This is a genomic window from Aliiglaciecola sp. CAU 1673, assembly GCF_029223185.1.
GTDB lineage: Bacteria > Pseudomonadota > Gammaproteobacteria > Enterobacterales > Alteromonadaceae > Bowmanella.
The window spans coordinates 211,244-233,720 of sequence record NZ_JARHUG010000004.1 but is presented as its reverse complement, the minus strand read 5'-3'; the positions used below and the strand labels follow the sequence as shown (position 1 = coordinate 233,720).

Annotated in this window: 20 protein-coding genes; 9 read left to right on the top strand and 11 right to left on the bottom strand. The window is 49.3% G+C overall.

Features of this window, described 5'->3' with window-relative positions; translation table 11 throughout:
- Positions 1 to 3 precede the first annotated feature (3 nt).
- The 4 genes from hflD to P2G88_RS05605 all read right to left on the bottom strand — a co-directional run bounded on the left by hflD (position 4) and on the right by P2G88_RS05605 (position 2,856).
- On the bottom strand, positions 4 to 636 hold the full coding sequence (gene hflD / locus P2G88_RS05620; protein WP_275794766.1) for a high frequency lysogenization protein HflD: 633 nt from the start codon (positions 634 to 636) through the stop codon (positions 4 to 6).
- Positions 633 to 1,736 (bottom strand): tRNA 2-thiouridine(34) synthase MnmA, encoded by a 1,104-nt coding sequence (mnmA, locus tag P2G88_RS05615; RefSeq protein ID WP_275794764.1) that lies wholly within the window; start codon positions 1,734 to 1,736, stop codon positions 633 to 635. Before mnmA ends, hflD begins: the two co-directional genes overlap by 4 nt.
- Before the next feature lie 123 nt (positions 1,737 to 1,859).
- Positions 1,860 to 2,312 carry an NUDIX hydrolase gene (locus P2G88_RS05610; RefSeq protein ID WP_275794762.1) on the bottom strand — a complete coding sequence of 151 codons (453 nt, stop codon included), beginning with the start codon at positions 2,310 to 2,312 and terminating at the stop codon, positions 1,860 to 1,862.
- A gap of 7 nt (positions 2,313 to 2,319) precedes the next feature.
- On the bottom strand, positions 2,320 to 2,856 hold the full coding sequence (locus tag P2G88_RS05605) for an rRNA large subunit pseudouridine synthase E (protein WP_275794761.1): 537 nt from the start codon (positions 2,854 to 2,856) through the stop codon (positions 2,320 to 2,322).
- A gap of 323 nt (positions 2,857 to 3,179) precedes the next feature.
- Here P2G88_RS05605 and P2G88_RS05600 point away from each other — a divergent pair, with 323 nt between their 5' ends.
- Together P2G88_RS05600 and icd are read left to right on the top strand one after the other, a co-directional pair.
- Positions 3,180 to 5,411: an NADP-dependent isocitrate dehydrogenase gene (locus P2G88_RS05600; RefSeq protein ID WP_275794759.1), complete on the top strand. Its 2,232-nt coding sequence runs from the start codon at positions 3,180 to 3,182 to the stop codon at positions 5,409 to 5,411.
- A 107-nt stretch (positions 5,412 to 5,518) separates the two neighbouring features.
- On the top strand, positions 5,519 to 6,784 hold the full coding sequence (gene icd, locus P2G88_RS05595) for an NADP-dependent isocitrate dehydrogenase (RefSeq protein ID WP_275794757.1): 1,266 nt from the start codon (positions 5,519 to 5,521) through the stop codon (positions 6,782 to 6,784).
- Positions 6,785 to 6,856: 72 nt separating this feature from the next.
- Here the strand turns inward: icd and cspD are convergent, their stop codons facing one another.
- Positions 6,857 to 7,078, bottom strand: coding sequence for a cold shock domain-containing protein CspD (gene cspD, locus P2G88_RS05590; RefSeq protein ID WP_275794756.1), 222 nt, complete (start codon positions 7,076 to 7,078; stop codon positions 6,857 to 6,859).
- Positions 7,079 to 7,274: 196 nt separating this feature from the next.
- Here cspD and clpS point away from each other — a divergent pair, with 196 nt between their 5' ends.
- Together clpS and clpA are read left to right on the top strand one after the other, a co-directional pair.
- Positions 7,275 to 7,589 carry an ATP-dependent Clp protease adapter ClpS gene (clpS, locus tag P2G88_RS05585; RefSeq protein WP_275794755.1) on the top strand — a complete coding sequence of 105 codons (315 nt, stop codon included), beginning with the start codon at positions 7,275 to 7,277 and terminating at the stop codon, positions 7,587 to 7,589.
- A gap of 43 nt (positions 7,590 to 7,632) precedes the next feature.
- Positions 7,633 to 9,900: an ATP-dependent Clp protease ATP-binding subunit ClpA gene (gene clpA / locus P2G88_RS05580; RefSeq protein ID WP_275794754.1), complete on the top strand. Its 2,268-nt coding sequence runs from the start codon at positions 7,633 to 7,635 to the stop codon at positions 9,898 to 9,900.
- 62 nt (positions 9,901 to 9,962) lie between these two features.
- On the opposite strand, the gene infA is transcribed toward clpA, so the two are convergent.
- The 5 genes from infA to P2G88_RS05555 form a co-directional block, all read right to left on the bottom strand.
- Entirely contained in the window at positions 9,963 to 10,181 is a 219-nt protein-coding gene (infA, locus tag P2G88_RS05575) for a translation initiation factor IF-1 (protein ID WP_006010397.1), read from the bottom strand.
- A 193-nt stretch (positions 10,182 to 10,374) separates the two neighbouring features.
- Entirely contained in the window at positions 10,375 to 11,073 is a 699-nt protein-coding gene (locus tag P2G88_RS05570) for an arginyltransferase (protein ID WP_275794750.1), read from the bottom strand.
- Positions 11,070 to 11,786: a leucyl/phenylalanyl-tRNA--protein transferase gene (gene aat / locus P2G88_RS05565; RefSeq protein ID WP_275794749.1), complete on the bottom strand. Its 717-nt coding sequence runs from the start codon at positions 11,784 to 11,786 to the stop codon at positions 11,070 to 11,072. The genes P2G88_RS05570 and aat overlap by 4 nt, the downstream gene beginning before the upstream one ends.
- Before the next feature lie 31 nt (positions 11,787 to 11,817).
- Positions 11,818 to 12,771, bottom strand: coding sequence for a thioredoxin-disulfide reductase (gene trxB / locus P2G88_RS05560; protein ID WP_275794748.1), 954 nt, complete (start codon positions 12,769 to 12,771; stop codon positions 11,818 to 11,820).
- Between the two features lie 51 nt (positions 12,772 to 12,822).
- Positions 12,823 to 14,301, bottom strand: a complete 1,479-nt coding sequence (locus tag P2G88_RS05555) for a RimK family protein (protein ID WP_275794747.1) — start codon at positions 14,299 to 14,301, stop codon at positions 12,823 to 12,825.
- Between the two features lie 170 nt (positions 14,302 to 14,471).
- On the opposite strand from P2G88_RS05555, the gene P2G88_RS05550 reads away from it, so the two are divergent.
- The 5 genes from P2G88_RS05550 (at position 14,472) to P2G88_RS05530 (ending at position 21,527) form a co-directional block, all read left to right on the top strand.
- Positions 14,472 to 15,569 (top strand): GNAT family N-acetyltransferase/peptidase C39 family protein, encoded by a 1,098-nt coding sequence (locus tag P2G88_RS05550; RefSeq protein WP_275794746.1) that lies wholly within the window; start codon positions 14,472 to 14,474, stop codon positions 15,567 to 15,569.
- An 89-nt stretch (positions 15,570 to 15,658) separates the two neighbouring features.
- Complete coding sequence (yfbV, locus tag P2G88_RS05545) at positions 15,659 to 16,105, top strand: terminus macrodomain insulation protein YfbV (protein ID WP_275794745.1); 447 nt, start codon at positions 15,659 to 15,661, stop codon at positions 16,103 to 16,105.
- Positions 16,106 to 16,252: 147 nt separating this feature from the next.
- Positions 16,253 to 18,289, top strand: coding sequence for a S9 family peptidase (locus P2G88_RS05540; RefSeq protein WP_275794802.1), 2,037 nt, complete (start codon positions 16,253 to 16,255; stop codon positions 18,287 to 18,289).
- Between the two features lie 3 nt (positions 18,290 to 18,292).
- Entirely contained in the window at positions 18,293 to 19,342 is a 1,050-nt protein-coding gene (locus P2G88_RS05535; RefSeq protein WP_275794744.1) for a CNNM domain-containing protein, read from the top strand.
- Positions 19,343 to 19,400: 58 nt separating this feature from the next.
- Entirely contained in the window at positions 19,401 to 21,527 is a 2,127-nt protein-coding gene (locus P2G88_RS05530) for a patatin-like phospholipase family protein (protein WP_275794743.1), read from the top strand.
- Here the strand turns inward: P2G88_RS05530 and P2G88_RS05525 are convergent.
- Positions 21,508 to 22,311, bottom strand: coding sequence for a thioesterase family protein (locus tag P2G88_RS05525; RefSeq protein ID WP_275794741.1), 804 nt, complete (start codon positions 22,309 to 22,311; stop codon positions 21,508 to 21,510). The genes P2G88_RS05530 and P2G88_RS05525 overlap by 20 nt on opposite strands.
- Between the last annotated feature and the right edge of the window lie 166 nt (positions 22,312 to 22,477).

Below are 22,477 nucleotides of genomic sequence, written 5' to 3'. Positions count from 1 at the left end.
CTCCTATAGCTGTTGAATTTGTTGCAAGGCTTGTAAGGCACAATCGAGGATTTTCCGCCTGTTGAGCAGAATATATCGACGTTTTCCGCCCAATTGACGCCAAAGTACTGCTGAACGTAGTCCAGCCAACAGTGACGCGCGCACTTTGTGTTGAATACCTATTTGTCTGAGCTGTGCGGGATCGCCGGCGATTTGGATCCGTGGACCAATAGGACTGATCACATCGGAATAGATGCGCGCCAGATTGGCCAGCATGGGCTCGTCCATCAGGTCATACAGGCTTTGCTGGCGCTTAATGTGCTCTATGCGCTCACCAAGCTCTGATAATTTTCCTTTATTGGCGCTGAGTTTTCGCTCCAGTCCCAACAGGCTGGCTACATAACGTGTAATTTCTGCATCTTTGGCAATGGCTTTATTGCTTAATTGTGCTTCCAGGGTGGCAAAGCCCAGGCGCAGGCCGGATAGTTCACCATATACCTGCAATGGCGCCTGTGGATCGGTTATGATCAAACTGCCAATGCTGCATTGAAACGCCTCAGTATAGGCTTCTCCTTTGCGGGCAAACTGCTGAGCAAGAACGGCGCCTTGGCAAACGCCAGCCAGTGCCAGCGTTTGGTTAAAACTGTTGTCTGTCATTCGCGAATAAATCTCTCGATAATACCGCCGCCCAAGCACACTTCATTTTGATAGAAGACCGCAGATTGGCCAGGTGTGACGGCTTTTTGCGGCTCATCGAACCTGACTTCAACGCTGCCATCATCCATCGGAGACAGTGTGCAGGGGATATCTTGTTGGCGGTAACGGGTTTTTACCGTACACCGCATACTCTCACTCGGGCCTTTTCGATCAACCCAATCCAACTGATTAGCGATCAGTCCATTGGAGAAAAGCCGAGGGTGACTATCGCCTTGTCCGACGATCAGCACATTTCGCTTTACATCTTTGTCCACCACATACCAAGGCTCGTCACCATGATCGCGTAAGCCACCGATATGCAGTCCTTTGCGCTGGCCGAGTGTATGGTACATCAAGCCATCGTGTCGGCCGATGATTTCACCCTCTGCGGTTTCGATGTCACCGGGCTGTGCCGGAAGGTAACGGGCCAGAAAATCCTTGAACTTGCGTTCACCAATAAAACAAATGCCGGTACTGTCTTTTTTGTCGTGAGTAATAAGTCCCTGTTGCTCTGCGATTTGTCTGACCAGCGGCTTTTCCAACTCACCAACGGGAAACAAGGTACGGGCTACTTGCTGTTCATTGATTCCGTACAGGAAATAGCTTTGGTCTTTGTTGTCGTCAAGTCCACGCAACAATTGCCAATGGCTGTCTTGCTGACGTCGACGGACATAGTGTCCAGTTGCAATATAGTCGGCCCCGAGATCTTCCACGGCAAACTCAAGGAATGCTTTGAATTTGATTTCCTTGTTGCACATGATGTCAGGGTTTGGGGTTCGGCCGGCTTTGTACTCAGCCAGGAAATATTCGAAAACGTTGTCCCAATATTCGGCAGCAAAGTTGATGGTGCGTAACTTAATGCCCAACTTGTCTGCGACCTCCTGAGCGTCTTTAAGATCCGCTGCGGCAGAGCAATATTCGGTGTCATCATCTTCTTCCCAGTTTTTCATAAACAGGCCTTCTACCTGATAGCCCTGCTCTTTAAGCAAATAGGCTGAAACTGAAGAATCCACACCGCCGGACATGCCGACTATGACTTTGTATTGGCTGTTAACTGACATAAAACCCGTGAAGTAATGGCCCCGGTGAAGAATAAAGGCTCTTGAAAATGCACTGCCCCCATTTTAGGAGCGCGGATTTTAACAGGTTGTGCGCCGCTTCGCACCCCATTCGGCCTTCAGGCGTCAGCCATTGCTAATGACTTGCCGATATAGGGTTAGCGGAAAACTTGCCCCCGCCAGATAGTCCTGAATGCATTGCTCAACCATAGGACTCCTAAGCTGAAAACCACTTTGGCTGATTTCTCCGGGACTCAACCAATGGCAGGCCAGAATATCCGCATCTTTGGGGGCGGTCGCAACTGGCTTTTGAAGGGATATGGCAAAGCACAGACGCAGGAAGGTCAGTTCTTCATCCATAGAGGGATACTGATACAGCCCCACAATAGACTGCGGTGAGAGGAAGAGTCCGGTTTCCTCATAAAGTTCACGGTGCGCCGCCTCAAGTAATGACTCGTTAGCTTCCAAGTGTCCCGCTGGCTGATTTAGCACATGCTTGCCATTAATCTTTTCTTCAACCAGCAGGAACTTTCCTTGCGCTTCGACCACACAAGCCACCGTCATATTGGGTTTAAACATGACGTTCTTACACTTTGATATATTCGCCGCTGGCAATACCGTCCAGCGTCCAATTGCCGACCCGATAGCGCACCAGACGAAGGGTTGGATAACCGATATGGGCAGTCATCCGCCTGACCTGGCGGTTACGTCCCTCACTAATGGTGATGGAAAGCCAACTGGTGGGGACGGTTTTTCTGAATCTGACAGGCGGGTTACGAGGCCAAAGCTCTGGCTCTTCCATCCTTTCCACTTTGGCGGGCAGGGTAGGGCCGTCTTTTAGCGCGACACCTCTTCGCAATTGCTCAATATCCTCTTCTGTGGGGATGCCTTCAACCTGTACCCAGTAAGTTTTACTGGTTTTGTTCTTGGGATTGGCCAGTTTGTGTTGCAGTTTACCGTCGCTGGTCAGCACCAAAAGGCCTTCGCTGTCCCTATCTAATCTGCCTGCAGCATAGACGTTGGTAACCGGTATGAAATCTTTAAGCGTTTGCCTGCCTTCTCCGTCAGTGAATTGGGATAACACATCAAAGGGTTTATTAAACAAAAGGGTAGTGTGTTGCATGAATCTCAACGTTGGGCCTGGCGAAGGCCCATTATCCCGTCGATAATTTAGCAGTCAACGGGACATCAGCCATTGCCAAGCAATTTGGTGACGTCATTACAACTAAAGTTTACAGCCGTAAGTCTTTGGAAGACTTGTGCTTTATGGAGGCTGGCATATATGATGCCCGTAAATTTTTTACCTGGCTTGTGCTCACCTGTTGGCCTTGGCGCTATGCTGTAGGTCAAAGACAGCGTGAATGAAGCTATCCACTGCTGGTGCAAGGCTTCCTTATCCCTTGTGTGAAGTTCGCCAGCCAACAATTGCCGAAACAGAGGTTTAAGATGACGACAAGCAAGTCGAAGATAATCTACACCAAGACCGACGAGGCGCCGGCTCTGGCGACATACTCACTCCTTCCTATTATTCGTTCTTTTGTTTCTTCTGCCGGTATTGAGGTAGAGCTGAGTGATATTTCTCTGGCAGCGCGTATTCTTTCTCATTTCCCTGAGCATTTGTCCGACAGCCAGCGAGTGCCGGATGCGTTGGCTGAATTGGGTGAATTGACCCATCACAAAGACACCAACATTATCAAACTACCAAATATCAGTGCCTCTATTCCACAGCTGAAAGCGGCAATTAAAGAACTGCAAAAGAAAGGCTTTGCGGTTCCGGATTATCCTGCAGAGCCCAAAAATGATCAGGAAAAAGAGATCAAGGCGCGTTACGGCAAAGTACTAGGTAGTGCGGTTAACCCGGTATTGCGTGAGGGTAACTCTGACCGCCGTGCACCTGCCGCCGTTAAGAATTATGCCAGGAAGCATCCTCATTCCATGGGACCATGGAGTCAGGCTTCTCGCTCTCACGTTGCGCACATGCGCGGTGGCGATTTCTACTCTGGTGAGAAATCTACCACTGTGGAAAAGGCTGGCCATGTGCGTATCGAATTTACCGACAACAATGGCAAGGTCACCTTATTGAAACCTCGCGTCGATTTGTTGGCCGGCGAAGTGATCGACGGCATGTTTATGAGCAAAAAGGCCCTTTGCAAGTTCTTCGAAGAGCAAATTGAAGATGCCAAGCAAACCGGTGTGCTGTTCTCGTTGCACGTGAAAGCGACCATGATGAAAGTGTCACACCCCATCGTATTCGGCCACTGCGTGAAAGTGTTCTATAAAGACCTTTTCGAGAAATATGCTGACCTGTTCGCCGAACTTGGTGTAAATGCCAATGATGGGTTGGGCAGTGTGTATGACAAGATTGCCAGTTTACCTGAGTCACAGCGCGCGGAAATTCAACGCGATATTAACGCCTGTTATACCGACCGTCCGCCATTGGCCATGGTTAACTCTGATAAGGGTATCTCAAACCTGCATGTGCCCAGTGATGTTATTGTGGATGCTTCTATGCCCGCTATGATCCGCAACTCAGGTCAGATGTGGGGGCCAGATGGCAAAGCCTATGATACCAAAGCCGTTATTCCTGAAAGTACCTACGCCACCATCTATCAGGAAGTGATTAACTTCTGTAAGACTCACGGCGCTTTTGACCCCACCACTATGGGTACTGTGCCTAACGTTGGTCTGATGGCACAAAAAGCAGAAGAGTATGGCTCACACGACAAGACCTTTGAAATGAAGGCTGACGGTGTGGTACGCATCATCGATCAGGATGAGAAAGTACTGATTGAACACAAAGTCGAAGAAGGTGACATCTGGCGTATGTGCCAGACCAAGGATGAGCCCATTCGCGACTGGGTAAAACTGGCTGTGACCCGTGCACGTCAGTCCGGGATGCCAGCGGTATTCTGGCTGGATGATGAGCGTGCTCATGACATCCAACTGATCAGCAAAGTAAACCGCTACTTGCAGGATCACGATACCAGTGGTTTGGATATCCAGTTGATGTCTCCTGTTCGCGCCATTCGTTACACCATGGAGCGTTGTATCCGCGGTTTGGATACCATATCTGTGACGGGTAACGTATTAAGAGATTACCTGACCGATCTGTTCCCTATTTTGGAGCTTGGCACCAGTGCCAAAATGCTCTCCATCGTGCCTCTGATGGCTGGTGGTGGCCTGTTTGAAACCGGCGCCGGCGGCTCAGCGCCCAAGCATGTTCAACAGTTTGTGGAAGAAGGACATTTGCGTTGGGACTCCCTTGGTGAATTTCTCGCTTTAGCCGTATCTCTTGAGGAAGTAGCCATCAAGCACAGCAATAGCAAGGCCAAGGTATTGGCTGTAGCCCTGGATAAAGCCACGGAAAAGCTGCTGAATGAGAACAAGTCGCCGCTTCGCCGTGCTGGTGAATTAGACAACCGTGGCAGCCACTTCTATCTTGCCATGTATTGGGCCGAAGCCTTGGCTGCCCAAACCGACGACAAGGCATTGGCTGAGCAATTTAAGCCTTTGGCAGAAAAGCTGGCCGCTAACGAGGCCAAGATCCTTGCCGAAATCGACGCCACTCAGGGGCATCCGCTGGATATCGGTGGTTACTACTACCCCGATGAAGCAAAGATCAGCAAGGCCATGTTCCCAAGCGAAGTGTTCAAAACCGCCTTGGCAAGCGTCCAGTAAAACACCTCTTTTACTATCTTAAGCCCGGCTTTATGCCGGGTTTTTCTTTTGTACCAGTGCTCCTTGGCTATGCTTTATCTGGATCCAGTTGGTGAAGGAGCAGGTAAATGAACAGCAAGGTGGTTATCCCCGATAAAGGGGAAAAGATCAAGATCAGTAAAGAGGGGGCTCTAGAGGTACCCAAACATCCCATCATTCCCTTTATCGAAGGGGACGGAATAGGTGTTGATGTGACGCCGGTGATGCAGAAGGTGGTCAATGCGGCGGTGAACAAGGCATTTGGTGGAGAGCGTCAGATCGCCTGGATGGAAGTGTATGCAGGTGAAAAGGCTACCAAAGTCTATGGTAGTGAGGTGTGGCTGCCTGAGGAAACCCTGGAGCTTGTTAAAGCTTACAAGGTGGCGATAAAGGGCCCGCTAACCACCCCGGTAGGCGGTGGGATCCGTTCACTGAATGTCGCCCTTCGGCAAGAATTGGATTTGTATGTATGCTTGCGGCCTGTCCGCTACTTTCAGGGGACTCCCAGTCCGCTCAAACAACCTGAAAAGACCGATATGGTGATTTTTAGGGAAAATTCAGAAGACATATATGCCGGTATCGAATACAAAGCTGGCAGCGCGCAGGCACAAAAGGTCATCGACTTCTTAAAAAATGAGATGGGGGCCACCAAGATCCGTTTTGACAAGGATTGTGGTATTGGCATTAAACCCACCTCCAAAGAGGGCTCTTATCGACTGGTGCGTGCGGCATTGCAATATTGTATCGACAACAATCGGGACTCCCTGACCTTGGTGCACAAAGGCAATATCATGAAGTTTACCGAAGGTGCATTTAAGGACTGGGGGTATGAATTAGCCAAACAGGAATTTGCTGCCAAAGAAATTGATGGTGGTCCCTGGTGCGCCTTTTCCCACCCCAAGACCGGTAAGCAGATCGTGGTCAAAGATGTGATTGCCGATGCTTTTTTACAGCAGATTTTGCTGCGGCCTGAAGAATACGATGTGATTGCCACCATGAACCTTAATGGTGACTATATCTCCGATGCCCTGGCAGCCCAAGTGGGCGGCATTGGTATCGCGCCGGGAGCCAATCTCGGAGAAGGCGTTGCTATTTTTGAGGCTACCCACGGAACGGCCCCGCGTTATGCGGGACAAGATAAGGTTAATCCCGGCTCAATTATTCTTTCTGCGGAAATGATGCTGCGACACCTAGGATGGACAGAGGCCGCAGACCTTATTATCAAAGGTATGGAAGGGGCGATACAGGCGAAAACCGTCACCTATGATTTTGAGCGGCTCATGGAAGGAGCAACGTTACTAAGTTGCTCTGCCTTTGGCGATGCCATGATCAACCATATGTGCCCTGAAGCTTAATAAACATCAAAAGGCAGATGCAACAGCACCTGCCTTTTCAAGCCATATACTTCTAACGCCGGAGCGGTAGGCTTATCTTTGCGGTTCGTCGTCCGCTACCGCGATATTTTCGGCGTGCAGCCCTTTAGGGCCTTGCTGGACTTCGAAGGTCACTTCTTGCCCGGCTTTCAGTGAACGGTAACCGTCCATCTGAATCGTAGAATAATGGGCAAAAACGTCTTCACCGCCGTCTTCGGGAACAATAAAGCCAAACCCTTTTGCGTTATTGAACCATTTTACCTTGCCAACTGCCATACTTCTGCTTCCTCTTGAGCCCTTGATCTGTCCTGAAGCCGTCCTCATATAATGCAAAGAGGGCAGCGGTTTCCGAGAATGGAAACATAGAAAAATGTAGATTTTTTAGCCTCTGTGTGTCAAGGCCATTTTTTACATTTCATTAAAAAGTCAAAAATCCCATAATGGAAGCCAACACAAGAGCTATTATTTTTGTATGAGTAGAGACAATATTATCAGCCACGATAAACAACTTGAGGCGGTGAAGAAAAAGGTTGAACCGCCGCCGATGTATAAAGTGATATTGAATAACGATGACTACACTCCGATGGATTTTGTTGTTGAGGTATTGATGCGCTTTTTCAGCATGAATGCGGAGAAAGCCAATCAGTTGATGTTGACCGTGCATTATCAGGGCAAGGCAATTTGTGGCATATTTACTGCGGAGATTGCGGAGACCAAAGTGATGCAGGTCAATCAGTACGCCAGAAAACACCAGCACCCGCTGATGTGTTCGATGGAGCAAGCTTAGTCAGGCAATGTCTGAATAAGGGCCAGTAGTAAAAGGGGCAAGTATGTTGAATAAAGACTTGGAACAAACCTTAAACCAGGCATTTATCTTTGCCAGGGAGCATCGTCACGAGTTTATGACGGTGGAGCACTTGCTCTTGGCCTTACTAGACAATAAGTCCGCCAGAGATGCGCTGAGGGCTTGTGGTGCCAATATTGAAGCAATCAAAACTGAGTTAACCGACTTTGTTAAAGATACAACGCCTTTGATTCTGGATGGTCCGGAGTCTGATCGCGAGACACAACCTACGTTAGGGTTCCAACGGGTATTGCAACGAGCGGTTTTCCACGTGCAATCCTCCGGCAAGGATGAAGTGACCGGCGCCAATGTGTTGGTGGCCATTTTCAGCGAGCAGGAATCTCAGGCGGTTTATATTCTGAAGAAAGCAGATGTTACCCGACTTGATGTAGTTAACTATATCTCCCATGGGGTGACAAAAGGTGATGAAGATCGCCCTAGTCAGGCGGATCGTGAGGAAGAAGGTCCAGAAGTGGAAGAGGGGACATCAACGCTGGATAAGTATTCCACTAACCTCAACCAGCAGGTTAGGGAAGGCAAGGTTGATCCTTTGATCGGTCGCGACCTCGAGCTTGAACGTACGATTCAGATCCTTTGCCGTCGTCGCAAAAATAACCCCTTGCTGGTGGGCGAAGCCGGCGTGGGCAAAACTGCTATTGCTGAAGGCCTGGCTTACCGTATCGTGAGTAAAGAAGTGCCAGATGTGATTGCTGAAGCGACGGTTTATTCACTTGATTTAGGTGGACTGCTGGCCGGGACCAAATACCGTGGAGATTTTGAAAAACGCCTCAAATCCATTCTACGCGAGTTAGAAAAAGATCAGCACGCTATTCTTTTTATCGATGAGATCCACACTATCATTGGTGCCGGTGCCGCCTCCGGTGGGGTGATGGATGCCTCCAACCTGCTCAAGCCCAAATTGTCCAGTGGCGAGCTGCGTTGTATCGGCTCTACTACCTATCAGGAATACCAGGGCATTTTTGAGAAAGATCGGGCACTTGCTCGTCGTTTCCAGAAAATCGATGTCATCGAGCCTACCGTGGATGACACCACCAAGATCCTGATGGGACTAAAATCCCGTTACGAGGAGCATCATGGGGTGCGCTATACGCAAAAAGCGGTGAGGGCGGCAGCGGAATTATCTGCCAAATATATCAATGAGCGCCATTTGCCGGACAAGGCCATTGACGTTATCGACGAAGCCGGGGCCAGTCAGCGTTTGTTGCCGGTATCCCGGCGCAAGAAGACTATTGGTGTACCCGAAATCGAGCAGATTATTGCCAAGATGGCCCGGATCCCGGAGAAATCTGTTTCTGCGTCTGACAAAGAAGTGCTTAAGAATCTGGATCGCAATCTGAAAATGGTGGTCTTTGGTCAGGACAATGCTATCGAAACCCTGACCAATGCTATTCGCTTGTCTCGTTCAGGTCTTGGTAATGAAACCAAGCCCATTGGTAACTTCCTGTTTGCCGGTCCCACCGGTGTGGGTAAAACCGAGGTAACCCAGCAACTCGCCAAGATTATGGGCGTGGAACTGGTGCGTTTCGATATGTCCGAATATATGGAGCGCCATGCGGTTAGCCGCTTGATTGGTGCGCCTCCAGGTTATGTGGGTTTCGATCAAGGTGGTCTTTTGACCGATGCCGTGATCAAGCATCCCTATTCGGTGGTGCTCTTGGATGAGATAGAAAAGGCCCACAGTGATATCTACAACATCCTGTTGCAGGTGATGGACCACGGTACGCTGACCGACAACAATGGTCGCAAAGTCGATTTTCGCAATGTGGTATTGGTGATGACCACCAACGCCGGTGTGCAGGAAACGGTGCGCAAGTCTATCGGCTTTAAGCAGCAGGATCACAGTCATGATGCACTGGCAGAAATCAACCGCATCTTCAGTCCCGAATTCAGAAACCGGTTGGATGGGATCATTTGGTTTAATCATCTCGAGCCTGATGTGATCCTCCAAGTGGTGGATAAATTTGTTGTGGAGCTGGAAGTGCAGTTGGACAACAAAGGTGTATCTTTGGAATTCACCAATGCTGCCAGGACATGGCTGGCTGAAAAAGGCTATGACAAAGCCATGGGGGCCAGACCGATGGCCAGAGTGCTGCAGGAGCACGTTAAGAAAGAGTTGGCAAACGAACTGCTGTTCGGTCGTTTAGCCGATGGCGGCAGCGTCAAAATCGATGTGAAAAACGACAAGTTGTCTTTTCACTATCCAGTGGCCAAGAAGTCCAAGGCCGAAGCCTGATAGAGCCATGGTCCAAATAAAAAAGCCCAACTTTTGTTGGGCTTTTTTGATCATTCTATCAATTAACGCGCGCGATAAATAATCCGACCCTTGGACAAATCATAAGGGGTCATTTCGACTGTGACTTTGTCGCCGGTGAGGATACGGATATAGTTTTTGCGCATTTTGCCGGAAATGTGCGCAGTTACCACGTGACCGTTCTCTAATTCAACACGGAACATCGTATTTGGAAGTGTATCCAGCACGGTACCTTCCATTTCAATACAGTCTTCTTTCGCCATTTAAAAAAATTACCTTTGTTAATACATCGTTGTCAGCATAAATTCACCCGACAAAATGCCTGTCTAAGCCGCAGAAAGAGGGCTTTAAAACAACCGCCTAGTGATTACAGTCTATTTCAAGACTTAGGTTTCTGGACAGGGTAGGGCAAAATGCCGCGCAGATTTTGCCCAATATCCTTTACAGTGTAAAGCGTTAGCCGTGTTTTTTTACCACTAAGTGCCATTGGTGGTTGATGAAACGCTGATGTGGCAGGAAATTGGCTTTGTAATTCATTTTGGCACAATCATCCACCTGATAACCTAGATAGAGGAATTCTTTGTCCATCTGCCTGGCCATTTCTATTTGCTTTAAAATGGCAAAGGTTCCCATAGAGCGCTTCTCACATTCAGGATCAAAGAAAGTGTAAAGTGCCGATAATGCATCGGGTACCTCATCGGTCACGGCAACGCCAACCAACTTGTCTTCCTGATGAAACTCAATAAAGCGCATATTACCGGCAGAGCGACCGATAAAATGGCGATACTGTTCGAGGCTTGGGGGGTACATGCTGCCTTCAGCGTGCCGTGCGCCGATATAGCGTTCATACAGATTGTAATACGAGTCAATGTCTTCATCCCCGAATGTAACATCAATATCGGTGTTGCGCTTAAGGATGCGCTTTTGACTGGAGGATGGTGAAAACACTGCTACTGGAATACGAATGGATTCGCAGGCTGAACAGCTCGGGCAATGAGGCCGGTAAATGTGCTCTCCGCTGCGTCTGAAGCCTGCCGCCAACAGATTACCGTACAGCTCTGCTGCTGGCTCATATTCATCGCTAAGCACAATTAACTGCTCTTGCTGCTGTGGCAGATAACTGCAGGGAAAAGGCCGTGTTAATGCGAACTTCATGGGCTCACTATGAACTGGATTGACTGAGGCGTCCAGCAACCTTCAGGGGCCGGCGTACCAGCACTTTGGTGAAGTCGTTTCAGGAATTGTTGGCGCGGAATTTCTGTCGCGCCTAAAGAGGCCAGATGCGGGTTTTGTAATTGACAATCGATAAAGTCAAAATGGTATTTTAGCAGGTGATTTACTAAAAACAGCATGGCCAGCTTGGAGGCATCGGTGCGCAGGTGAAACATGGATTCGCCACAAAAAACCTTGCCCATACCTAAACCATAGAGCCCGCCGACTAATTCTTCCTCTTCCCATATTTCCACCGAGTGGGCATAGCCCGCTCTATGCACGGCTTGATAGGCGGCTATCATCTGTTTGGTGATCCAAGTACCGCTGCTGCCCCTCGGCGTGCTGGCGCAAGCCTCAATAACCCGGTCAAAGGCAAGGTTGAGACTGGCGCGATATCTTCCCGAGCGTGCCAGCTTGGCCAGGCTTTTCGAGCAGTAGAAATCCTTTAGCTCCAAGATGCCGCGTTTAGAGGGTGACCACCAGAGAATGGGCTCACCCTCGCTGAACCAGGGGAAAATACCATTTTGGTAGGCAAGCAGCAGTCGCTTAACCGATAAATCGCCGCCAAAGGCTAATAACCCATCCGGCTCAATCAGCGCGTTGTCAGGACGGGGGAACCGAAGCCGGTGATCGAGTTTGATAAACTGCTCTTGCATAAGAAAAATAAGGCCTCTTTCGAGGCCCGGATTATTTCAGCGCGTCCAGATACTTTTCTGCATCAAGGGCGGCCATACAGCCGGTGCCGGCTGAGGTAATGGCCTGACGATAAACATGGTCGCAGACATCCCCTGCGGCGAATACACCAGGGATGCTGGTCGCGGTAGCATTGCCTTCCAGACCACTTTGGATCCTGATGTAACCATCATGCATATCCAACTGACCGACAAACATATCGGTATTGGGTTTGTGACCAATGGCTACAAACAAGCCGGTAACGGCCAGTTCACTGGTGCTGTTATTTTCTGTGCTACGAAGACGAAGGCCATTGACGCCCATATCATCGCCTAACACTTCATCCAGCGTTTGGTTCAGGTGCAATACAATATTGCCATTTTCAACCTTGTCCATCAGCCGATCGGTGAGGATTTTTTCACTGCGGAAGCTGTCACGGCGGTGTATCAGGTGCACTTCTGAGGCGATATTGGACAGATACAGTGCTTCTTCCACGGCAGTATTGCCACCACCAATAACCGCTACTTTCTGCTTGCGATAAAAGAAGCCATCGCAGGTGGCACAAGCTGATACGCCTTTACCCATAAAGGCCTGCTCACTCTCCAAGCCCAGGTACTTGGCAGAGGCGCCGGTGGCAATGATCAGCGCATCGCAGCTATAAACACCTTGATCGCCTTTAAGAATAAAGGGACGCACCTTGAGATCAACTTCGTTAATGTGGTCGAAGATAATCTTGGTATCAAAACGCTCGGCGTGCTTTTGCATGCGCACCATTAAATCCGGTCCTGTCAGTCCTTCAGGATCGCCTGGCCAGTTCTCCACTTCAGTGGTGGTGGTCAACTGACCGCCTTGCTGCATACCGGTGATCAGCACAGGGTTAAGATTAGCTCGGGCAGCATAGACTGCAGCCGTGTAGCCGGCAGGGCCGGAACCAAGAATCATCAGGCGGCTATGCTTTATGTCAGCCATAATATCTCCAATTGTCTAACTCTAATCTGGGGTTGTTTGAGCTTGTATGGCTCAGTGGCGTTGTTGCAATTCCAGTCTGCGTAAGAACTCAGCCATCACTTCGTAATACAGAGCTTGTCCAAGAAACTTGTCTTCAACCGCCGAATCGATACTGGGGTTATCGTTCACTTCGATAACCGCCACTTTTCCTTCTTTGGTTTGCTTTAAATCGACACCATAAAAGCCGTCGCCGATCAAACGGCAGGCTTTCAGTGCGGCTTCCAGTACCGCTTGCGGTACTTCATAGGTCGGTAGGGTATCAAATTTACCTGAGGTTACCTTATTGCTGCCGTCATCATGGCGATAGATTTGCCAATGCCCTTTCACCATGTAATAACGACATGCATACAATGGCTTGTTATTCAGCACCCCGACACGCCAATCGTATTCCGTATATAGGTACTCTTGGGCCAAAACCAAGGCGGAGGTCTTACTTAACTTTTTCATGGCATCGGCCAGTTCTTCCATGGATTTGACCTTGTACATGCCTTTAGAGAAGGCTCCGTCAGGTATTTTCAGGACAATCGGGAAACCCAGGTAATCGATGGCAGCTTGCAGGCTGTCTTTATCGGTCTGGCTCATCAACAAGGTTTTTGGCGTGGGGACCTTATTGGCGCGCAATAAGTCAGCCAAGTACACCTTATTGGTGCAACGCAAAATGGAGGTTGGATCGTCTATGACTACCATACCTTCAGCTTCGGCCTTTTTTGCAAAGCGATAAGTGTGGTGGTCAATCGAAGTGGTTTCGCGAATAAAGAGTCCGTCATATTCAGCTAAACGCACATAGTCTTTGGCACCAATCGGCTCCAGGTTAATGCCAAGTTTTTCTGCCGCTTTAACAAAGTTGCTCAGCGCCTTCTTATCGCTGGGCGGTAGTTTTTCCTCTGCATTCACCAGCATAGCCACTTCATATCGGTAATGTTTGCGGGCTTTGGGTTTTCGCCAAAGCCTGTTGCTGTAACGCTCTAAGGTATTGGCTAGAAACTCTTGCTCTTCTTCAACGGTAATTTCCTTAAGGGAGAGAGCATGAACGCGTTCTAAAGACCATTTTTTATCTTTTTCAAGTGTTACTTCCAAGATGGGAGCAGGAAAGCGCTCAAAGAGGTCTTTAGCCAATTCGCTCAACTCGGGCTCTATGCTCTCGCCCAGGAAAACCTTAAAGGTCAGACTTTTCTGTCCGGCGGCCGCTTTGAGCTTGGCCATCGACTTATTCACTTCTTCAAGTTGCAAGCTATAAAGGTTTTTCTGGCGCAAGTCATTGAGTACGGTGATATTGGGGATCACCTTGTGTCCTCTCGCTTCGGCCAGTAATGAGCAGTAGTAGCCACGACCAAGGGCACGTTTGTTGCGGCAAAAGTTCAGTACCCTGACGGTCTTTTCGCCTTTGATTTCGGTTTTTTCCAGGTATTGCTCAAAAGAGATCACTTCTTTGCTGGGGAAGTAGGGGGCCCAATCGGCCAAATCGTCTACAACGATAAAATAACCTGACATAGTTTTTCCTTTTGCGCGGGTGCGTCCTGATGTCGTATTTGCTCAGTAAAATACACCAATTTATCCCTGCTAAATAATAGTTTTACTCGATGAAGCTGGCAGATTCAGCAGATTGCAGTTTTATGAATAAGCCTTAAACTAACGCCACACGCAAATTCGAGCTTAAGCCGTTGGAAAGCCTGCAAACACGTCTTGCCACTGCGGCTGACATCCCTAATCTTGCTGCTCTGGAAAAGGCCTGTTTCGAGACAGATCGCCTATCCAAACGCAGTTTCAGTTATTTTATTCGTCAGGGTCACTGTTCGTTGATTGTCTCTTATCAAGGTCAGATCTTGGCTGGCTATGCGTTAGTGCTTTATCGCAAAGGAACACAGTTGGCGAGGCTCTATTCGATTGCGGTATCAGGTGAATTTCGCGGAAAAGGGGTGGCACAACTTTTACTCAAAGAAGTAGAGCGGCTGGCCAGTGAAGAACTGTGTATTTTCCTTCGACTGGAAGTACGGGTAGACAATGACGCCGCAATTACTCTGTATAAAAAGCTAAAATACCGCAGTATCGGTAAAGTAGAAGGCTACTACGAGGATGGCGCCGATGCATTGCAAATGGAAAAAAGCCTGACCCAGGCCAAGCTCAGTAAAAATCCCACCAAACGCTACGAACAACAGACCGATTTCACCTGCGGACCGGCCAGTTTAATGATGGCCATGAATAAGCTACAACCAGACTATGAGATGGGACTGGAAGAAGAAATTCAGATTTGGCGGGAAGCGACTACTGTATTTATGACCTCTGGCCATGGTGGTTGTAGCGGTTTTGGCCTGGCGCTCAGCGCTTGGCGCCGGGGGTTCAAGGTGCATCTGTACAATAACCAAACCTCAGTACCTTTCATCAATAGCGTCAGGGATCCGCAGAAGAAAGTGGTGATCGAGCAGGTGCATCAGCATTTCATAAAACAATTGGAACACACCGATGTATTGATCCGCTACTCACCGCTAACCCTGCCGCAATTGGATCAGTATCTTTCCCAGGGGGCGGTGTTAGTCAGCCTTATCAGCATGTGGCGACTAACCAGAGATAAAGCACCACATTGGGTGCTGGTGTCTGCCGCTAACCAGGACTGTGTCACCATCACCGATCCTGAGCGAGATAGAGAACCCTGGCAAACGGAGCTGGACTTTACTGATGTGCCTGTAGAGCGCCAGGAGTTTATTCGGATGGCCTCGTTTGGCCGCGACAGGTTGACAAGCACGCTGGTGATTTATCGCTGATTTGCGATGAAGTAACCAAATGCGACGAGCACATTTTGTACAGAAGCTGATAGACTAATATTAAGGCATTTGAAATTTGAGGTAGCCTGATGGCGCAGTCATTGACCACCATGCTCAGGGATGGACGAAGCTATATGGACACCTGGCCCATGCAAAAGGAACTCTATCCTTTGTTTCCTGAATGCCGGGTGATTGCCGCTACTCGCCTTGGCATCAAAGTGATGCCTCCTTTGGCTATTCTGGTTGCCATCGTCCATTACACCGTGCTGGGGCAGGATAACCTTCCGCAAAGTATTGCCTTGGCAGCCTTTTTCTTAAGTATGCCTCTGCAGGGCTTGTTGTGGCTCGGCCATCGTTCTAATCAGATGCTGCCCCCGGGGTTGGTTGCCTGGTACAAAGATCTGCATCAGAAAATGCGATTGCACGGCTGTCAGGTGCAAATGGTCAAAGCCAGGCCAAGGTATAAGGAATTAGCAGGACTACTCAAAACCGCATTCAGTGAACTGGACAGGGTATTCACCAAGCAGTGGTTCTGATCTTCATTTAGCATTTCATCAATAAGGGCTCCTCTGGGAGCCCTTTGTATTTGCAACATTTGGTCAAAACTTTGCTTGTGTTGGGTGACATTCGCCGATTGCAGTGCAACAATCTGCTTTCCAATCAAGGATTTGACAAACATGAAAATGAAATTGTTGAAAAGCTTCGCCATTGCCTTGTCGCTGATATCAGCCTTTGTAAAGGCCGAAACTGACCAGCAAAGACTCAGCGCTGTGGACCTGTTTCAATTGGAATATGCTGCCGATCTGGAGATAAGCCCCAATGGAGACCGGGTTTATTTTGTCCGCCATTTTATGGATATCCAGAGTGACAAGAAGCTGGGCAATATCTGGTTTGTGGATCTCGATGGGAAAATGCGTCCGCTGACCAGCGGTAAACATAGCGATCGTGGATTAGCACTGTCCCCTGATGGTCAAAAACTGGCTTATACCTCCAATGCATCAGGCAGTTCGCAAATTCATATGATGTGGTTGGATAATGGGCAACAAGCCAAACTCACCAATCTGCAAGAAGCGCCTGCGCAACTGAGTTGGTCGCCCGATGGGCGCTTTTTAGCCTTCAGCCAGTTTGTGCCAGAGGAGACTAAGGCACCGGTATCCCTCAAAGGCAAACCCAGTGATGCCAAATGGGCTGAGCCTGCTGTGTTCATCGACGATCTTTATTACCGTCAAGATGGTGCAGGTTACAACAAACCCGGCCATCAGCAGATTTTCGTGCTTAGCACCGACGGTGGTACCCCAAGACAGCTGACTTTTGATGCCTTCGATCATGGTGGTCCTTTGAGTTGGGGAGCCGATGGTCAACACTTGTATTTCTCCGCCAATCGCCATGCAGATCATGAAATGGTACCACTGAATACCGAGCTGTACCGCTTGGCTATCGACAGTGGCGAGATTCAGGCGTTAACCGATAGAAATGGGCCGGACCAATCCCCACATGTCTCTCCTGATGGTAAATGGCTGGCTTATCTGGGCTTTGATGATAAAGGCACAAACTATGAGAACCAGCGCCTTTATCTGATGCCCACAGAGGGAGGTAAAAACAAGGTACTCACCAGCGACTTGGATCGCAGCATCAATCAAATCCAGTGGGATGCTAAGAGCAAAGGGCTGTATTTCAGTTTTGATGATATGGGTAAGACCAAGCTGGCGTATCAATCCCTAAACGGTAATAGGCAGATTCTTACCGACACATTAGGTGGCCAGTCTCTGGGCAGACCCTATGCCAGCGGTGAATTCGCCGTATCCAAAGGCGATGCGGTGGCGTTCAGCTATTCTGTGCCATCCCGTCCGGCCGATGTGGCCTTGGTTAAATCAGGTAAAACCAAGGTACTTACCCATCTTAATGAGGATGCTCTGGGACACAAGACATTAGCCAGGGTTGAAGAAATCTGGTTCAAATCAAGCGCTGACAATCTGGATATTCAGGGATGGGTGGCATATCCACCGGATTTTGATCCTGCTAAGCAATATCCGCTTATTCTGGAAATTCATGGTGGTCCGGTAGCTAACTATGGTCCGCATTTCGCCTCTGAGATCCAGTTATATGCCGCAGCGGGCTATGTGGTGCTCTATGTTAATCCCAGAGGCAGTGACAGCTACGGTGAGGACTTTGCACAGAAAATTCATTTAAATTATCCCAGCCAGGATTATGATGATTTGATGTCTGGTGTGGATGCGTTGATCAAAAAGGGGAACATTGATCCAAAGCGCCTGTATGTTACCGGCGGCTCAGGCGGCGGGGTACTGACCGCCTGGATTGTGGGACATACTGACCGCTTCAAGGCGGCGGTGGTGGCTAAGCCGGTCATAAACTGGTTCAGCTTTGTGCTGACGGCGGATTATTACCCTTTCTTCACTCAATATTGGTTTGGCAAAAAGCCCTGGGAAGATATGCAAGGCTATATGCAGCGCTCTCCCATCAGTTATGTGGGCAATGTCAAAACCCCCACCATGTTGCTCACCGGTGAAGCGGATTACCGTACGCCGATTTCTGAAACTGAACAGTTCTATCAGGCACTCAAGTTACAGGGGGTTGAGACCGCCATGGTGCGTATCCCTGGCGCTTCTCATGGGATCTATATGCGCCCGAGCAATTTGATGAGCAAGGTCGAGTATATTCTTTGGTGGTTCTCTCAGTATCAGCCTGCACAGGAGCCCTAGTGCATGTTGTTGCTGATTATTTATATCGCGATTGCCATTGGAGTATCTTTCCTGTGTTCCATCGCTGAGGCAGTGATCCTGAGTGTGTCCACTGCCTACATTTCGGTATTGGAAGGGGAAGGGCGGCAATCCGGGCAGTTGTTGCAAGCACATACACAGGATATTAACCGGCCGCTTTCCGCCATCCTTACCCTGAATACCTTTGCTCATACCTTTGGCGCAGCTGGCGCTGGGGCACAGGCGGCCATTATCTTTGGTGATGCCTATCTTGGTCTGGCGTCTGCCATTTTGACCCTGATGATATTGATATTCTCTGAAATTATTCCCAAAACCTTGGGAGCCACCTACTGGCGGCAATTGGCGCCGGCCACGGCCTACTTGCTCAAATATCTGATATTGATGATGTATCCCTTTGTGAAGATGTCTCAATGGCTGACCCAGCACATCGCCTCAGAAAACCCCCTGCGAGGCCTTAATCGTGATGAGTTAGTGGCAATGGCGCAGCTCTCCAAGCAAGAAGGACAATTGGCCATTCAGGAAGCCAATATCCTCGAAAATCTGTTGGCGTTGCATCAGATGAAAATTCGTGATGCCATGACCCATCGCACAGTGGTGTTTTCTTTACCCGAGAACATGCAGGTAGAGACGTTCTTTCACAAGCATGATGACGTCAGCTTCTCACGTATTCCCGTGTACGAAGAAGAGCCAGAAAAAGTCAGTGGCTTTGTGCTGAAAACTGACCTGTTACTGGCCCAGGCCAGGGGGAACGGGCACCGACAGCTCAAAGAATATCGCAAGGATATGGTGACCATGCTCAGCAGCATGCCGTTGGCGCAAACCTTTGACTATTTTCTGAATAACCGTGCGCATATGCTGCTGGTGGTCGATGAGTATGGTGGGCTGGAAGGGATCCTGACGCTGGAGGATTTGCTGGAGGCACTGATTGGCATGGAAATCGTTGATGAGAAAGATAAAACCATCAGCATGAAAAAATTGGCCCACTTAATGGCAAAACGCCGTGAAACGGACATGATTATCAAGAAGAACGATTGATAACAGGCGAAGTTGACAAGGGAGTGGTCCGTCACGCCTTGATTGCGGAATATGCTCAATGCACGATGAAAACAGTACGCCTTCCCTTGAGCCATTGTTGAAATACGCCCAGCGAATTAACTGCGCCAAGGGCGATGAACTCATTCATCATAGCGACAACAATCTTTATTTTTACCGGCTGATAAGTGGTGATGCCAGTGTTCGTTTGGTTCGCCAGCAACACCTTATCCAAGTGATGAACGTCAATGCAGGGGATTGGATTGGACTGCGTCCGATGGAAGTGCAGGAGCGATATGGGTTCAGTCTTATTTGCAATGGAGAGTGTGAATTTGATCGTATCCCGTGGTCAGAGATCGAAGAATCGATACAAACAGCGATAGCTGACGCCCAATTGGCGACATTTTCTCACCGACTCCATGTCGTTGGCTTATTGATCAACACCTTCTTACGCAACTACCCCAATGTCTCCGCCGACTTCTTAAAAGATCTGATTAAAAGTGCCCGCTTTACCCGCCTTGAGGAAAATCAAACCCTCTTTGGTCATGGTGACAAGGGACAGGTAATGTATTTTCTGCTTAGCGGCAAAATAGACGTCTATGTGGGTGAAGGGCAGTTAAAGCGGGTTGGCGAAATTTTCCATGGCGAACCTTTTGGCGAGATGTCTCTGTTCAGTAATGAAAGTCGTAATGCCACCTTGGTGGCTACCCGCTCAAGTGACATAGTCAGCTTGGACAGAAGGCATTTTGATCGGCTGTCGATTAAGTACCCCTGGTTAAGCACCTATATCGTCAGCAGCCTTATCGACAGGATCAAGAAACAAAAAGAACGGGGTAAGCGGGAAATCAAACCGGTAAACCGGCTGCTGCTTCAAATTGGTGGTGGTGAGACCCATAAGCTGGGCAAGCGCCTAAAAGATATGCTGGTGTTGCGTGATGTGCGTTTGGTGAGCCGCGAGGAGATCCGCCAGCATTTTGGCGACAAACCCCTTGAACAGCTGGTGCACACCAAACTGGTAGATTACCTTGAAAACGCAGAACAACTGAATCCTACCAATATTTTCTACGCGCAAATAGACGACCTGGAATGGACCAAGTTCTGTCTTGAGCGCGCCGATGAGGTGTGGATGCTGGTCAACACTCAGGAACTACCCGTCAGCACCAAAAAGCAGCTTGCCCCCTTGCTACCGATGTATTCCTGGCAGAAGCAGAAGAAATTCTTGATCCTGCATCATCCCGGCAGTATTGCGCAAAGTGCCCGCTGGCTGGACAGCATTGCCTGTGAACGACATTTCCACACCAATGGTGAGCAGGGCTCTATGGAGCGTCTTACCCGCTATCTGACCGATAAGTCATTTGGTTTGGTGCTTGGGGGAGGGGGCGCTCGCGGATTCGCCCAGGTAGGGGTGCTTAAGGCATTGGAAGAAGCCGGACTTAAGGTCGACTGGGTGGGTGGGACCAGCATGGGCTCCATTATCGGAGGCTGGATTGCCATGGGCTGGGATAGCACTCGCATTTCCGAAGCGGTGAAACGCTTTTTTGTCTCGGTCAACCCCCTTGGTGATTACACCTTGCCGATGATTTCACTGTCTAAAAGTCAGCGCTTGGACATGTTGCTGCAACAGGGATTTGGGGAAGTGCTGATAGAGGATCTGCCTTTACCCTATTTTTGTGTTTCCTCTGACATGAGTATTGCCAAGGAAAAAGATCATGAACGCGGTATTTTGTGGAAGGCGGTCAGAGCCAGTGTCTCCATTCCCGGGGTGGTAGCGCCTGCTATTGAAGATGGACATTATCTTGTGGATGGTGGGCTGTTCAATAATTTGCCCTGCGATCTGATGCGCCAGCGCAACAACGGGCCTATTGCCGCCATCGACGTCAGCCCCGATGATACTTACCTGACGCAACTGGAGTCTGTGCCATCACCTTGGCTCGTCATACTGAATAAGCTGATGGGGCGGCCTCAGCCAAAAGTGCCGACCATATTAGATACGCTTTTACGCTCTTCTTTACTGGCCAGCAAAGACAGACAACGCGCCAACCGGGAAATCGTTGATTACTTCCTGCAACCCAGTATTCAAAACGTTGGCATGCTCGATTTTAAGCATGCCGAGCGCATTATGGCCATGGGCTATCAGGAAGGTCTGCGGTTATTAGAACAAGGACAAATCAGTCAAATACCGCAATGATCTGACGGCTAATGGCGACCAATTCCCCCTTACTATCCCAAATATTGGCTTCGCTGTGGCAATAGCCGTCGGCTGCCTGGCGGGTTTGCGCCTGATAGGCAAACCATTCATCGGGTGCCACGGGACTGTGGGGATGAATAAATTCCAGATTCCAACTCATGGTACTGGCGGGTGCAGGCCAACGCAGCATCTGCAATATGGTGGGGGGCCAGGCATCAATCAGGGCAATTAAATGGGCATCGGTAACTTGTTCTGGTGCTTCTTTAAAACGCATCCAGCCGTGCACATTTGACTCTTTTTTGCCGGTAAAGGGCAGGCCGCCTTCCACCATGGCCAGGTCCATATGTTGCAGAAACTTCGGGGTTACCTTTGGGATTTGCGGAATAAAAGCGGCCTTCTTTGGCGGCGCCATCTGGTGCTTGTCGTGGTTTTCGATTCGAATTTTCGACTCTCTGTCTACGCCAAAGCAAGCCTGACAAAATACCGCCACCTGGTCATTTTGCACGGCTTTTGCAACCACCTGGCTGACATTGCGCCCTTCGCGCAGCACTTCCACATCGATACGAAAGGGCAAATCCGGCTCCAGGGGACCAATAAAGTTGGTGGTTAAAGATCGCAAGCATCGATCCTGACTGACTTTCTCCCTGAGGGCGGCATACAGCAAAGCGGCGGATAAACCGCCGAAGAGAGTACGGCCTTGCGCCCAACTCTTTGGCACCGTAAGGCTATGTGCAGGATCGCTTGCCGATGCTTTGGCTTGGTGGATTAGCTCATCGATATTCATAAACAGCCCCAGTGAATACGTTGTTATAAAGCTTAACTGGTCGGATGTCCTTGGTAAAGGCGAGGTCGGGATCACCTTTGTGTTTTTCGATAAAAAATATTTAACAAATTATTGATAATTGTCTGTTAAAAGAGCAGATTATTGGTGACTGGAGCCGACTCCCCAT